This window comes from Corynebacterium sp. NPDC060344, assembly GCF_042725215.1.
Lineage (GTDB): Bacteria > Actinomycetota > Actinomycetes > Mycobacteriales > Mycobacteriaceae > Corynebacterium.
In genome coordinates this window covers 420,473-435,054 of the sequence record NZ_JBHXCS010000002.1, presented here as the reverse complement: position 1 = coordinate 435,054, position 14,582 = coordinate 420,473, and the positions used below count along the sequence as shown (strand labels likewise).

General features: G+C 65.3%; 12 protein-coding genes. 4 read left to right on the top strand and 8 right to left on the bottom strand.

Features of this window, described 5'->3' with window-relative positions; all coding sequences use genetic code 11:
• Window positions 1-22: 22 nt before the first annotated feature.
• Complete coding sequence (xseA, locus tag ACFWGD_RS04700; protein WP_377777410.1) at window positions 23-1,261, bottom strand: exodeoxyribonuclease VII large subunit; 1,239 nt, start codon at window positions 1,259-1,261, stop codon at window positions 23-25.
• Between the two features lie 24 nt (window positions 1,262-1,285).
• Window positions 1,286-1,819 carry a hypothetical protein gene (locus ACFWGD_RS04695; protein ID WP_377777409.1) on the bottom strand — a complete coding sequence of 178 codons (534 nt, stop codon included), beginning with the start codon at window positions 1,817-1,819 and terminating at the stop codon, window positions 1,286-1,288.
• A 71-nt stretch (window positions 1,820-1,890) separates the two neighbouring features.
• Here ACFWGD_RS04695 and ACFWGD_RS04690 point away from each other — a divergent pair, with 71 nt between their 5' ends.
• Window positions 1,891-2,868: a 4-hydroxy-3-methylbut-2-enyl diphosphate reductase gene (locus ACFWGD_RS04690; RefSeq protein ID WP_377777408.1), complete on the top strand. Its 978-nt coding sequence runs from the start codon at window positions 1,891-1,893 to the stop codon at window positions 2,866-2,868.
• Window positions 2,869-2,964: 96 nt separating this feature from the next.
• Here ACFWGD_RS04690 and ACFWGD_RS04685 read toward each other — a convergent pair whose 3' ends face one another.
• From ACFWGD_RS04685 to ACFWGD_RS04670, 4 genes are all read right to left on the bottom strand, one after another.
• The gene (locus tag ACFWGD_RS04685; protein WP_377777407.1) at window positions 2,965-4,170 is read right to left on the bottom strand and encodes a DUF6542 domain-containing protein; all 1,206 of its coding nucleotides are present in this window, start codon (window positions 4,168-4,170) and stop codon (window positions 2,965-2,967) included.
• Window positions 4,171-4,272: 102 nt separating this feature from the next.
• Window positions 4,273-5,868 carry an AI-2E family transporter gene (locus ACFWGD_RS04680; protein WP_377777406.1) on the bottom strand — a complete coding sequence of 532 codons (1,596 nt, stop codon included), beginning with the start codon at window positions 5,866-5,868 and terminating at the stop codon, window positions 4,273-4,275.
• Window positions 5,869-6,030: 162 nt separating this feature from the next.
• Complete coding sequence (metS, locus tag ACFWGD_RS04675; protein ID WP_377777405.1) at window positions 6,031-6,198, bottom strand: methionine/alanine import NSS transporter subunit MetS; 168 nt, start codon at window positions 6,196-6,198, stop codon at window positions 6,031-6,033.
• 4 nt (window positions 6,199-6,202) lie between these two features.
• Window positions 6,203-7,894, bottom strand: coding sequence for a sodium-dependent transporter (locus ACFWGD_RS04670; RefSeq protein WP_377777404.1), 1,692 nt, complete (start codon window positions 7,892-7,894; stop codon window positions 6,203-6,205).
• 253 nt (window positions 7,895-8,147) lie between these two features.
• Here ACFWGD_RS04670 and ychF point away from each other — a divergent pair, with 253 nt between their 5' ends.
• Window positions 8,148-9,227, top strand: coding sequence for a redox-regulated ATPase YchF (gene ychF / locus ACFWGD_RS04665; RefSeq protein WP_377777403.1), 1,080 nt, complete (start codon window positions 8,148-8,150; stop codon window positions 9,225-9,227).
• 27 nt (window positions 9,228-9,254) lie between these two features.
• Window positions 9,255-10,481, top strand: coding sequence for a phospholipase D family protein (locus ACFWGD_RS04660; protein WP_377777402.1), 1,227 nt, complete (start codon window positions 9,255-9,257; stop codon window positions 10,479-10,481).
• On the opposite strand, the gene ACFWGD_RS04655 is transcribed toward ACFWGD_RS04660, so the two are convergent.
• Both ACFWGD_RS04655 and ACFWGD_RS04650 read right to left on the bottom strand, forming a co-directional pair.
• The gene (locus tag ACFWGD_RS04655) at window positions 10,482-12,071 is read right to left on the bottom strand and encodes an Eco57I restriction-modification methylase domain-containing protein (protein ID WP_377777401.1); all 1,590 of its coding nucleotides are present in this window, start codon (window positions 12,069-12,071) and stop codon (window positions 10,482-10,484) included.
• A gap of 588 nt (window positions 12,072-12,659) precedes the next feature.
• Complete coding sequence (locus ACFWGD_RS04650) at window positions 12,660-13,421, bottom strand: formate/nitrite transporter family protein (protein ID WP_377777400.1); 762 nt, start codon at window positions 13,419-13,421, stop codon at window positions 12,660-12,662.
• Window positions 13,422-13,428: 7 nt separating this feature from the next.
• On the opposite strand from ACFWGD_RS04650, the gene ACFWGD_RS04645 reads away from it, so the two are divergent.
• On the top strand, window positions 13,429-14,499 hold the full coding sequence (locus ACFWGD_RS04645; protein ID WP_377777399.1) for a hypothetical protein: 1,071 nt from the start codon (window positions 13,429-13,431) through the stop codon (window positions 14,497-14,499).
• Window positions 14,500-14,582 lie beyond the last annotated feature (83 nt).

Sequence of the window (14,582 nt, the reverse complement as noted above, 5' to 3'; positions counted from 1 at the left end):
TCCAGCCGGGATCACCTGGGGTTTAATCCGCGGGTTTGACGCCCATGGCCGCCGCCGTGATCGAACCGTCGGCGACGCGGATGCGCAACTGCGACCCCGGCGGCGCCTGCTCGATGGCGGTGACCACCTGATCGCCCGATCCATCGCGCGGCTGGACCTGCACCACGGAGTACCCGCGGGCCAGCGTCGCCGCCGGACCCAATGCGGAGACCTTGCCGCGCAGGCCCGCCACCATCGACTCCTCGCGCTCGAGACGCCGGGAGATGGCTCCCCGCAGACGGTCCCGGCCGCGGCCGATGTCCTCCATCCGCGCCCGGATCGGCGTCAGCGGATCGGCCAATACCGGTCGCGAGCGCAGGTCGGAGACGATGCGCGACTCGCGGTCGACCCATCGTCGCAAAGCAGCCGCGGAGCGGGCCCGGAGCTCGTTGATGCGGTGGCGCTCCTCCATGACGTCGGGGACGACGCGCTTGGCGGCGTCGGTCGGCGTGGCCGCGCGCAGATCCGCGACGTGATCGAGCAGGGGATTGTCCGGCTCATGGCCGATGGCCGAGACCACCGGCGTTTTCGTGCGGCTGACGGCGCGGACCAGGGCCTCGTCGGAGAAGGGCAGCAGATCCTCCACCGACCCGCCGCCGCGGGCGATGATGATGACGTCGATCGACGGATCCGCATCCAACCGCTCGAGCGCCGGGATGATCTCGGAGACCGCCTTGCCGCCCTGGACGATGGTGTTGATCACCTCGAAATCGACCTCCGGCCACCGCGCCTGCGACACCGACAGCACATCGCGCTCCGCGGCGGAGCCCCGGCCGGTGATCAAACCGACGCGGCGGGGGAGGAAGGGCAGGGGGCGTTTGAGGCGGGCGTCGAAAAGCCCCTCGGCGGCCAGGGCCACCCGCAACCGCTCGATGCGCGCGAGCAGCTCGCCCACGCCCACCGGCCGCCACTGCGTGGCCCACAGGGAAAAGGAACCGCGGCCCGCGTAGAACGCGGGCTTGCCCAGCATGACCACCCGGTCGCCGGTGCTCAGCGGATTCGCCCGCAGCGCCGACGTCGAGCACGTCACCGACACCGACGCATCGGCCTGGGTGTCGCGCAACGTCAGATACGACAGCTTCCACGACGGTTTGGAACTGATCTGCGCGATCTCGCCCTCGACCCAGATCTGGCCGAGCTGCTCGATCCAGTCCTTGATCATCTGGTTCAGGCGGCGGACCTGGACCGGAGCCTCCGGCGTGGTGGTCAGCTTGTTGGACATCCCTCGGTTCCCCCTTCCCGCCGGCTAGTCGCGCAGCGCGTTGTCGAGGAGCGTGCGAAACGCCGGGCGATCGCCCAGCTCACGCTCGTGGCGGCTCAGCGCGGAGAGCTCGACGGCGTCGAGCATGGGGATCAGGTCCTCCAGATCCTCCGCGTCCATGTCCGCGTAGCCCACGTCCGCGGCGACCTGCTCGGGCGTGCGGGAGTGCCCGCCGTTGGCGGCGGCGGCCGATGCGGCGGCCGCGGCGGAGCGCGAGGCGGTGCCGGCGGAACCCGACGCACGACCTGCTGCAGCACCCGCCGAAACATCCTCGTCGAACGTCGCCCAGGAGGGCTGCTCGACCACCGGCGTCGACAGCTCCTCCAGCACCATGTCGCCGCGCGCCACCAGATCCGTGACGTTCTGCCGGGCCCGCAGTGCGGAGCCCGCGGCCGACGTCAGCGCCGACCCCGCGAGGCGGCCGGGCAGGCGGCGCAGGCGGTAGGGGAGGCGAAAAGCCTCCTCGGCGGTGGTGGCGGCGATGCCCGCCGCAAGGCGGATGGGCAACGGTGCGGGCATGTCAACACTCCTGCGGGATTGGACGGGGCGGCTTGTGTCGATTGTAGGTGCCTTTGGCTAGGGTGGTGCGCATGACGACTACCCACACCGACGCAACCGCCGCCGAGAAGAAGGTGCTGCTGGCCGCCCCGCGCGGGTACTGCGCCGGCGTCGACCGCGCCGTGGAGACCGTGGAAAAGGCCCTGGCCATGCACGGTGCTCCGCTGTACGTGCGCAAGGAGATCGTGCACAACAAGTTCGTGGTCGAGACCTTCGAGGATCAGGGTGTCATCTTCGTCGACGAGACCGATGAGGTCCCGCACGGCGCCAACCTGGTCTTCTCCGCCCACGGCGTCTCGCCGGAGGTGCATTCCCAGGCCAGGACCCTGGATCTGCACACCTTCGACGCGACGTGCCCGCTGGTGACCAAGGTCCACAACGAGGTCAAGCGCTTCGCGCGCGATGGCTACCAGATCCTGCTCATCGGACACGAGGGCCACGAGGAGGTCGAAGGCACCGCGGGCGAGGCCCCGGATCGCGTGCACCTCATCGACGGCGCCGCGAGCGTCGAGGCCCTCGACTTCGCACCGGACGAGAAGCTGGTGTGGCTGTCGCAGACCACCCTGTCGGTCGACGAGACCCTGGAGATGGTCGACCTGCTCAAGGCCAAGTACCCGCACGTGCAGGATCCGCCGAGCGACGACATTTGCTACGCCACCCAGAACCGCCAGGTCGCCGTAAAGGCGCTGGCCCCGGAATGCGATCTGGTCATCGTCGTGGGCTCGCAGAATTCGTCGAACTCGAAGCGCCTGGTCGAGGTCGCGCTGCAGGCCGGCGCGCGCGATTCCCACTTGGTGGACTACGCGCACCAGATCCAGGAGGAGTGGTTCGACGGCGTCACCACCGTCGGCCTGACCTCGGGTGCATCGGTGCCGGAGATCCTGGTCAACGGCGTCCTCGACTACCTCGCCGAGCGCGGCTACGCCGACGTGAAGGAAGTCCGCACCGCCAGCGAGAAGATCGTGTTCTCCCTGCCGCGCGAGCTGCGCGAGGCCCGCGTCCAGCGCTGATCCGGCCCGCTCGGGCGCCGCACGGTGCCGTGCCATGAACGAAGCCCGGGTGATCGTTTCCGATCACCCGGGCTTCGTGCGTCGTACGGTTGGTTTTTAGTCGCGTCCGTCGCGGGAGTGCCGGGGGCGTTCGTGGCGCGGCGGCCATTCCTGCACGGGACGGCGCTGCGGCTGTGCTTGACGACGCCCATCGCGCCTCGGATCCGCCCCACGTCCAATGTCGCGGCGGTCATCGGCCCGGCGGGGATCGACCCTGCGGTCATCCCTTCGGTCATCCCTTCGGTCATCTCGGCGGTCGTCGCGGCGGGCGCCCCGGCCATCGTCGATGCGGCCGCGACGGGGATCCTCACGGCGGCGGTCATCGCGGTGCACATCGCGGTGATCGGGGCCGCGGCGCTCGTCCACGCGACGGTCATCTGCTCGGCGCTCATCCACGCGGCGGGGGACCGGGCGGCCGGCGGCGGCGCGCTGCTCCATCATCCGCTGCTCGGCACGGGGATCACGGCGGCGGGCGGGGCGCTCGGGGCCCTGCACCGGCGGGCGCTCCGGACGGCGCTGATCGGCGGCGGTCGGCCGCGGCGACTGGCGCGGGGAGGGATGCGGCGCGGGCTCCTGCGCACGCCGGGCCTCCTGTGCGGCCCGTGCGCGCTCGGCCGCGCGGCGGCGCCTTTCTTCGGCGGCTTGGATGATTTCGGACGCGGGACGTCGTGAAGCATCCTTGCCCCGCGTATGTCGCACCCGCGCATCCGACTCCGCGACCCGCTTGCGCGCGCGGGTCGCCGACACCGTGGTGGTCTCCTCGGCCTTCTGCAGGCGGGCGTTGTCGCGGCGGGTTTCCTTGTCCGTCTTCGCGTTGACGCGCGTGATGTCCAGGTAGCGCCAGATGGCGATGGCCGCACAGACCAGCGGGATCAGGGCCATCCACGGGAAATACTGGACGATCGGGTAGGCGGCCGTGATCAGCCTCGTCTTGGTCGGCGTCGTGTCCAGGGCGCCGCCCACCGACGGATCCGACCACGAGGCGATGAGCCACGTGGCGATCGGCGTGATGATGGTGAACAACAGCGGCTGCTGCGCCACCGTGACCACCAGGCCGCGGGGATCGACCAGCATCGTGCCGGCGATCGCCGCGGCGGCAAAGGCGAGGAGATACGGAAGGCCGATGCTGCCGGTCGGCAGCGCCGCGACGATGCCGATGAGCGCTGCCACCACGAACAGCAACGGCGGCGCCCAGATGGGCAGCCGCCGTGGCCCGGAACGACGTGCGGCGTTCGGGTGGGCTGAAGTTGCGGTATCGGACACGCTTCCAGACCTTACCGGGTGCCGCCGCCGCCGAGCCTCAGGCTCGGTGTGTCGCGCCGGGGATTGAGCCGTAAATTGCGTGGGGCTCTGAGCCGGGAACTATCAGTGGCGGCGGAAGCGCCCCGTCACGGCATTGCTGATGCGCCCGAAGGCGGTCGTCGTCGCGCCCTGGCCCGAGCCGTCGGACAGCGGGTCGTTGGCCGAGGCCGTCGTCGCCGGTGCGGAAGCGGCGTCGGCCGGGCCGTCGGCGTCGGCGGGGGAGCCGGACCCGGAACCGGTGGCCGTCGCGCCGCCCTTGGCGGAGGAACGGTCGCCGCCGCCCAGGCGCAGCATGGCCAGGCGGTCGCGCATGGCACGGCCGGCGGCCTCGGTCTGCAGGCCCGAAATGGAGCCGGCCTCGGTGGCGAACTTGATGTCGGCGGCGGTCTTGTCGCCGGTGCGCAGGTCGGTGAGGTCGCCGAGGTAGCGCAGCCACACGGCCAGCATCGCGGCGACGGGCACGGCCAGGAAGGCGCCGATGATGCCGAACATGGTGCCGCCCAGCGTCACGGACAGCAGCACGATCGCGGCGTGCAGGTTCATGGCCTTGGACTGCAGCATCGGGGACAGGATGTTGCCCTCGACCTGCTGGACCACGACGATGAGCACGAGCACGAAGATGGCGGTGGTCGGGCCGTTGGCCACCAGCGCGACGACCACGGCGATGAAGCCCGCGGTGAACGCACCGACGATCGGGATGAAGCCGGCGAAGAACGTGATCACGGCCAGCACCAGCGCCAGCGGCACGTCCATGATCCACAGGCCCAGGCCGATGAAGACGGCGTCGATGAAGGACACCAGCGCCTGGGTGCGGATGAAGCCGCCGAGGGTGTCCCACGAGCGGGTGAGCACCTCGGTGAGGTGCCAGCCGAGGCGGCGGCCCGTGATGGAGCGCAGCCACGGCAGGAAGTGGCGGCCGTCCTTGATGAAGAAGAACGTCAGCACCAGCATCACGACCAGCGTGACGGTCACGCTGCCGACGACGCTGATGCCCTGGACCACGGTGTTGGCGATGTCGCCGGAACGCTGCTGCAGCCACGTCGTGCCCTGGTCGAGCAGGTCGAGCAGCTGCTCGTCCTTGACGTTGAACGGCGGGCCCTGGAGCATTTCCTGCAGCTGGACGATGCCCTGCGTGAACTGGTCCTTCAGGTGCGGCAGCTGGGACCGCACGGTCGGCGCGATGAGGGCGATGACGCCGCTGACGATGGCGATCGTGCCCAGCAGGGAGATCATCGCGGCCAGCGCATCGGGCCACTTGCGGCGGATGAGGAACGCCGCCGGGGGACCGAGGACCGTGGCCACGATGAGGGCCAGCAGCACCGGCAGCACGCCGGCCCACACCTTGCCCAGTGCGGTGAATGCCACGAACAGGGCGGCGCACACGATGAGGAAGCGCAGGCACCAGCCGGCGAACCAGCGGGCGCCCTCTCCGATCACGTCGGCGCGGTCGACGACCTCGCCTTCGGATTCGGACATCAGCTCGTCGAGTTCCTCGCCCTCCTCCTTCAGTTCGGGGGTCGGCGCAGCGTCTGCGTGGACGTCGTCGGGGACGGACAGCGCCTGGTCGACGCGCAGGGGCTCGGCGCCCATGACCTCGTCGATCATGTCGCGGTCGTCGCGGATGGGGAATCCGCCGCGGGTTTCGTCGTCTTTGCTCACATCGCCATTATGGGGGAAGACGTTCCATTGCGGTATATCGGCGCCAGCGATTCATTCACCCGTTTACCGGAATTCACCCGGCGGGCGGTCGCGGGAACGGGTGCGGGCCGGCGGACCGTGCAAGGTTGCACGCTCCGCCGGCCCGCTTTGCGACGCCGTGGACTACTGCTGTTCGAGGGCGGCGAGCTCCTCGTTGGTCATGTGGTCGTCGCTGCCGAGCGCCCCGGAGGAATCGTCGGGATTGTTGGACAGGTTGACCAGGGCGGCGACGAAGCCGCCCCAGATGATGACGATGAACAGGGCCATCATGATGATTGCGATGCCGGACATGGCTCTACACCTTTCCGTCACGGTCGATGGGGGAGGCCGGCGATGCGGTGCCCGGGGACTGGGCCGACCCGGAGGTCGAGCGCGCGGCCGCGGGGGCCGGGTCGCCGTCGGCATGGCCGGACGTGCGGGACGCCGGGCCCACCGGGACGCCGAAGTCCGAGCCGGGCGGGCCGGACAGGGAGTGGGTGCCCCGCCACGGGGCGACCGTCAGGACGATCGACATGACGAGGATCAGGGCGATGACGCCCCAACCGAAAACGTTGATCTGGGTGTTGGAGAAGCCGCCGTAATTCTCGGCGAACAGGCCCTTGAGCTCGTTGAAGAGCGTCACGGCCAGGACGATCGGGGTGACCACGAAGGAGCAGAACTTCCACAGCGGGCCCACGCGGAACGAGGACACGGCGTTGATGTGGCGGCCGAGTTCGTCGCCGCGGCGCAGGATCCAGCCCAGCGCGATCAGCGCGATGATGGCCACGCCGACGATGCCGATGTTGTTGGTGAACTTGTCCATGATGTCGAGCGTGGACAGGCCCGAGGTGGTCGGGAACAGGGCGATCGACAGCACCGCCATGACGCCGCCGACGACGAGGACCGCCGGGACGCGCGCCATGTCCAGCTTGTCCTGGACGGCGGAGATGACGACCTCCACCAGCGACACCAGCGAGGTCAGGCCCGCGATGGCCAGCGAGAGGAAGAACAGCACGCCGAAGATCGGGCCAATGACCGGGCTCATCTCGGAGATGACCGCCGGGAAGGCGACGAAGGCCAGGCCGATGCCGCTGGTGACGACCTCGTCGACGCCGACGCCGGCCTGCTGCGCCATGAAGCCCAGGGTGGCGAAGACGCCGACGCCCGCCAGGACCTCGAAGGAGGAGTTGGCGAAACCGGCGACCAGGGCCGAACCGGTGAGGTTCGAGCGCGGCTTCAGGTAGGAGGCGTAGGTGAGCATGATGCCGAAGGCGATGGACAGCGAGAAGAAGATCTGGCCGTAGGCGGCGATCCACACCGACGTATTCGCCAGCGCGCCCCAGTTCGGGGTGAAGAAGGCGTCGAGGCCCATGGTCGCGCCGTCGAGGGTCAGCGCGTAGATGACCACGCCGATGAACAGCACGGCCAGCAGCGGGATGAAGAACAGCGACGTGCGGCCGATGCCCTTGTCCACGCCGAGGGCGAGGATGCCGATGACCACGGCCCACACGGCGATGAGCGTGATGGTGATCGGCAGGACGAAGTCGAAGGACGACAGTGCGGCGCCGTCCATCTTCAGGAAGTCCTCGAAGAAGTGGGTTTCGGGGTCATCGCCCCAGCTCTTGCCGATCGACTTCCACGCGTACATCGCCGCGTAGGCGATGATCACCGCGTAGTAGATGGTGATGAAGAACGCGACGCCGACCTGGATCCAGCCGATGGGCTCGGCCCAGGGCTTGATGCGGCGGAAGACCTTCGGGGCGGAACCGCGGTAGCGGTGGCCGAGCGCGTAGTCGAGGAACAGCAGCGGGATGCCCGCGGTCAGCAGTGCGACGAGGTAGGGGATCAGGAACGCGCCGCCACCGGAGTCGTAGGCGACGTACGGGAATCGCCAGATGTTGCCCAAGCCGACGGCGGAACCGATCGCCGCGAAGATGAACGCGGCCCGGGTGGAGAACACCTCCCGACCCTGTTTCGTGCCGGCGGTGCCGGTCTTCTGGTTGCTCATGGTGTCTCCATTGGCAGGTGGATAAGATGCTGAGATTTTATCAGCCCGTCTTAAGTATCGCGGCATTTAGGCCGAGTGAACTCAGCATATGGTTCCGCTCAGGAAAATGTAACCCCCGTCACACTTTTTGCCCACTCCGTGGGATCGCCCATTGCGTGACGACGGCCCGCGTTTCCCGCCGCCACCGTGCCCGGACCGGACAAGGGGAGACCGGATCGTCGCAAAGCGAAACCGGGGCCGTAGGATGGGGCGCGTGAGCCTTACTCTTGGAATCGTCGGTCTGCCCAACGTGGGCAAGTCAACCCTGTTCAATGCGCTGACCCGCAATGACGTGCTTGCCGCGAACTACCCGTTCGCCACCATCGAGCCCAACGTCGGCGTGGTCGAGCTGCCGGACCCGCGGCTGGACAAGCTCGCCGAGATCTTCGGCTCGGAGCGGATCCTGCCGGCGACGGTGTCGTTCGTGGACATTGCGGGCATCGTCAAGGGCGCGTCGGAGGGTGAGGGCCTGGGCAACAAGTTCCTGGCCAACATCCGCGAAGCCGACGCGATCTGCCAGGTCGTGCGCGTGTTCGCCGATGATGACGTGGTGCACGTCGACGGGCGCGTCGACCCGGCCAGCGACATCGGCGTCATCGAGACCGAGCTGATCCTCGCCGACATCCAGACCATGGAGAAGGCCCTGCCGCGCCTGGAGAAGGAAGCGAAGAAGGACAAGGAGCGCGCGGGCGAGGTCGCCGCCGTCAAGGAGGCGCTCGCCGTGCTCGAGGAGGGCCGTACCCTCTTCGCCGCCCAGGGCGACGTCAACATGGCCGCGCTGCGCGAGCTGCACCTGCTCACGGCCAAGCCGTTCCTCTACGTTTTCAATGCGGATGAGGAAGTGCTCGCCGACGAGGACAAGCGCGCCGAGCTGGCGTCGGCCGTCGAGCCCGCCGACTGCGTCTTCCTGGACGCGAAGGCCGAGTCCGACCTGCTGGAGCTCGACGAGGAGTCGCGCAACGAGCTGCTCGCCGAAATCGGCCAGACCGAGCCGGGCCTGAACTCCCTGGCCCGCGCCGGTTTCCGCACCCTCGGCCTGCAGACCTACCTCACCGCCGGCCCCAAGGAATCCCGCGCCTGGACCATCCCGAAGGGCGCCACCGCCCCGCAGGCCGCCGGCGTGATCCACACGGACTTCGAGCGCGGCTTCATCAAGGCCGAGATCGTGTCCTTCACCGACCTCGTCGACGCCGGCTCGATGGCCGAGGCGAAGTCGAAGGGCAAGGTCCGCCAGGAGGGCAAGGACTACATCATGCACGACGGCGACGTTGTGGAGTTCAAGTTCAACGTGTAGTTGGGTTCAGAATAATGGAGGGCAGTGGTGGCGCGCTACATTGATACCGGAGCTCGTCAATCCCGAGATGCCTTGGGGAGTTGGCTGGGGCAAGAATTGATGGGGTCGGCGTCCCCAATCGCCCTGCGAGTGCAGACCGGGTTCTTTGGATCCGGATCGCTTGGATTTTTCGAAAGCGCACTATCTCAGCTTGAGTTAGCTGATGGACACACGCGGTTCCTCATTGGTTCAAATGATGGCGTTACAACCAAGAAGTCAGTCGCTGACCTCATTAAGCTTGCAGGCAAGCCTCGCAATGGTATGCGACTTGGTGTAGTAAGTTACCAGGGTGGGCTGTTTCATCCGAAGGTATACCACTTTGAACGTGCAGATGGTAGCGCCACGGCATATGTAGGTTCGGCCAACCTGACGGAACCTGGGGTTCGGTCTGCGCACGTCGAAGCTGGGATAATCCTTGATACCGTTCGAGGTGATTCCGAATTTGAATTGCAATCTATCGCGGATGCAATTGATGAATGGTTTAAGGACCAGCGAAATGGTCTTTACGAGGTTGCGTCCGAGTCGGATCTCGAGGATCTAGTTAAGGCACATATCCTCGGAGTGAACCCACCCGCTGCCGTAAACCGGGTCATAGCCTCCGCTCAAAGGGGGCGAAAGGCGAGGGGGAGCAAACTGCGTCCTCTCATCGGCGTGCCGCCAATTCAATCAGTAAACGTGGACGATACCTCGGGGCAGGGCGCTCATTCTCAAGTTGGCATTGACTCCCCGTCGGTGAATGGGGGAGTCGATCGGCCCTCGGGTGAAGTTCCGCCGTCATTGGCGTCGTCAAGGGGGGAGGTGGTGAAACACTGGGGTAAAAAGCTTTCAGCATCGGATGCTCAACGCAAGGCAAAGGGAAATGAGAGAGGCGCAATCACCCTAGTGCAAGGGGATTACCGCGGAAAGATCGATCAGACGACCTATTTTCGAACGGACCTTTTTGGCGGTCAGGAATGGCAGCCAGATTTGTCAAGGACTGGCCAAACGGTGGACAGGGCGATCGTTCCAATGAATGTCATCATCGATGGAATTTCACACGGTGTGATGGATTTTCTTGTGACGAATGGTACAAGCAGGCAAGCTTCGCAGAACAACTATACCGCCGAGCTGCATGTTGAGCCGATACGGCAAATTATTGCACAACTTGATGTCACCGGTCGGCAGCTCGAAATAGTTCTCGATAATGATGGAAAATATTGGTTGACGATTGAGTGACTAGTCGGCCTTTTTCTTTGTTCGACTATTGCGCCGGTCGCGAAGTGTCTTCCAGGTCGTTCTGGCCAGTGTGACTTCGTCAGGAGAGAACCCTAGGTGATCGATGAGGACCATCTTGTCGACAATGTTCAGCGCTCCCTCAATGTCTTTCGCTCGCACTAAACCGTCAACTTTCTCCACCAGGGCATCAGGTATTAGCGATGGATTAGGGGTTGGTATTTCTTCAGCCTCGCTTGGCTCGAGGGTTAGCACGCCGCCACCGTAGCTACGACCGATAATCTCACTCATCGCGAACGTGATTGAATTAAACGCCGCAGTTGCGAGGTGGCGAGCGCTGGTGCCGTTGACCATTCGCATCCTGTGAACGGTGTCGGTACTTGTCGCCGAGGTGAGATTAGCGACTATGCGTGGGTGTGTGTGGATCTGCCGTAGCATAAAGGCATCGGCTTCCCAGATCGATGGGACGACCCACCACTTCTTGCGAATGCGGCATTTGTATCCAGTGTGGACTTGAGCGGCTTCGCCGAGGGTTACGTACTCTCGAAGCCTAGCGTGCTTGTTTAGGTCGATTCCACGTGCGTCGAGAAGTTCTGTTTTCCCGGGGGCGTTATGGTGGTCCGTGTCCGTGTATGTGGTCCCGTTAAGTTGTGCTGATCGGGTAACCATAGGAATCGTCAAGTCGTTGAGGCCGTGTGATTCTGCCTCTTCGGAAGTCATTACGAAAAATGAGTTTCGTCCAGTAACCACCCCGACATCGACTGAAGCAAATTCTTCGATTGGTCGGAGTCGGGGGTCAGCGCGGAGGGCGCGCATTAGTTCGACTTGGTCCGGCGACAGAAAGTACTTCGTCCATTTTTCTTTGGTGTGGAGATGGGCTCGTACGTGCGCAGAGGAAACTTCCAAGCTGTCGAGCGCAGCGGCGTCGTCAACTTCGATAATCTGCATGCGGGCCGGCCCGTTTCCTTTGACTGCTAGGAGGAGTATAACCTCCTGAAGGATGCCAGGGAATACTAGCTGCTTAAACGCGACGACATTGATTTCTGAGCAGCTATTGATGAGGTACTGGCGAAGTTCGGCTGCATATCCGACCTGCATTAATTCGGCTGGGATGACCAGGCCGATCCGTCCTCCCGGCCGGCTGGCTAAAACGGAAGCGACAACGAACGGAACCCATGAGTTGGTAAGTTTGTTCGGATTCATCCCTACAGATTGCATGAGGTGGAGTGCGTCGTTTCGAGTGTCGTCTGTCCAGTTCCCGAATCGGATGTAGGGAGGATTCCCGGCCACGCCGTCGAACGATCCGTACATGCCTGGCTTGAACCAGGTGAAGAAATCTTCGGTCACGACCGTGGAGTTGGTTCGTGCGCGCGCCTTTTCCGCTTCTTCGGGGAAGAGTTCGATACCGACCGATTGGCTTGAGTTCCGGGCTAGGTGTTCCAGGATGTTTCCGTCGCCACAAGAGGGTTCAAGTAGCTTGGGTCCAGCTTCACTCACCCATGCTGCAACGAAGTTGGCAATTTTGGAGGGTGTGTAGTAGCCACCTCGTAGCTTTTCGTCGGTAGGAGCAAGTTTGGTTGCGAACCGATTCATTTAGGCGGAACTCCTATAGGTAGGGGGACGTGTTTTCACCATATACGGTGACTCGGATGGGTCTCGTCTTGAGTCGAAGGCATCCCCGCTGGTCAGTGTACCCTATTCGAAAAAGTGTGCGTTTGTCAACTTCTCCGATCGTCGATCGTGGTCCGCATCGTTAGGTGCACTGAAGGTGGTTGCACCCTTGATGCTATCGTGCGTTAGGGGTTTTAGTTGCGTTGATTGCCTTGGCTGGTTTCCGTTGGGTGTGCACACGGCTACGGTCCGATGTGGGCCGTCGGGGCAAGTGTTACGGACAGGCTCCTTAATGCTGACGTGTCCGGTAAGGGCGCGTGAGGCATCTGCAGGGTTCTCTCCCGGCGATTAGCCTTCAAAGGCTCGTTTTGCTGGCGGTTTTGTTCGGACCGCGATGGTCGGCTTGGGCCTAGAGAGTTACAGCCATCAATGAAGGCGATGGAAAGCTCAGTAGGCACCGCTTCCATGCCAGGAGTATTGACCAGTGCTCGATGCGACGGGCTCGGCCATTGCTGGCCCTGTCCGGGCGGTGGAATGGACTTACCTCGTTCGGTTTGGCGGTTTTCATCGTCAGCGCTTGCTCATCGAGCCGGCGGTGCTGCCGTTGTCATCGTCGCGGACTTCGCGGCTGCGGACGAGGCGCGGCCCGGTGGTGAACACGATCCCGCCGATGATGTTGAGCGGGATGACCCACCAGACCCAGCCCAACCAGTCGAGGTAGCCGATGCCCTCGGCCCCGGAGTGGATGGCGCCGAAGATGATGATCGAATCGAGGACGGAGTGGAACAGTGACGCACCGGTGAGGATAAACGCGCCGGTCACCGATGCGACGAGAACGGGGCCGGTGTCGTCCGTGCCGGCGTGCATCCTGGTCATGAGGGTGATGGCCAGCCCGGCGAGCACCGCCAGGGCGGCGCCCTGCCAACTCAGGCCGATGTCGAGGAAATGGTGCGACAAGTCCACGAGCACGTGCGACAACTCGGGCAGGGCCACGACGACGAGGCCGATGGTCACCCACCCGCCGAGGAGATTCGTCGCCAGCGTGACCAGCCACAGGCGGATCAGCTCGAGCCAGGTCCCGCGACCGTCGAAAATCGCCATGATCGGGTAGTAGAAGCCCTCGGTAAATAGCTCCGAGTGGGCGAGATAGAGGGCGATGAAGCCGACCGAGAATGCGAGCGCGGCGAGCAGCGTGCTGCCGGTTTCGTGCTTGGTCAGGATGTAGGCGAGCAGGCCCACGGAGATTTCGACTCCACCGAGGAAACCCGTCGATCCGGGCGAGGGTCGGCCGGAATTCGCCCCACGACGCCGCTGATGGGCCGCCGCTACCATCGGCTCGGTGAGCACCTACCGCATTGAGCGCCACGAAAAACTCGGCACTCCCACGGACCCCACGCGGGCCGCCATCGATGCCGACCGCCTGTGGGAGGCGGCGGACATGGCGAACCTCGGTCACCCCGACTTTGCCTACACGGCCACCGAACTCGCTGCGTACGCCACCGAGGACTCTCCAGAGCACATGGTGTTCTTCATGGCCTACGACGGTGACCGTTGCGCGGGCTTTCTGCGGGTGGATGCACCGCGCCACGACAACGTGCACCACATCCACGCAGAATTTCGCACCGTGCCCGGCGTCGATCCGCGCAGCGTCCTCGATGCGGCGTGGCCCGAATTGCTCGGCTACTGCGACGAGCAAGGCCGAACCTCGATGACGTGGTGGGAACCGTCGCGAATGGACCGGCCGACCATCGCCGCCGCTTCCGGTGAGGGCGCGGTCGAGGCCACCGCGGTCACGGCATGGCTGCAGGAGAAGGGGTTCGCCCTGGACCAGGTCGAAGTCGCCTCGACCCTCGAGCTGTCGGCAGAACCTGCAGGTGGGGCGTGGGGCGGGGACGTGGGCGTCGCAAAGCAGGGGCGCTACGCCCTGCGCACCTGGACCGGGCCGACCCCGCCGGAGCTTCTCGGCGGGATGGCGCGACTCCGCGCGCGGATGAACATCGAGGCCCCGCACGGAAATCGCCCCATGGAAGAGGAGCGATGGGATGCCGAGCGGATTCGCCGGGACGACGCGATGATTGTCGCCGCCGCTCGGCTCGGAGCGTGGGCGGTCGCGCTTGACGACGAAGGAGAGCCCGTCGCCTACACGTACGTCGAGTGCCCCGACGGGCGTCCCGGGGTGGCATTCCAAATGGACACCTTCGTGCGCGGCAGCGACCGTGGGCACGGCCTGGGGATGGCGGTGAAGGCCGCCAACCTGCGGCAACTGCGGAGCGTGCGCCCCAGTGTCGCCCGGCTGCACACGTGGAACGCGGGGGAGAACGAGTGGATGCTGGCGATCAACCGGCGGCTCGGCTTCGAGCCATCGTCGGCGCTGGGAGCGTGGGAACTCGGGGAGGTGCCCGCGCGGTAAGGCGGGGCATTGGGTACGGTCGGTCGAGGAATTGGGGTCATGACAACGACCCAGTGATGCGGCAATGATGAAGGGGAACCTGC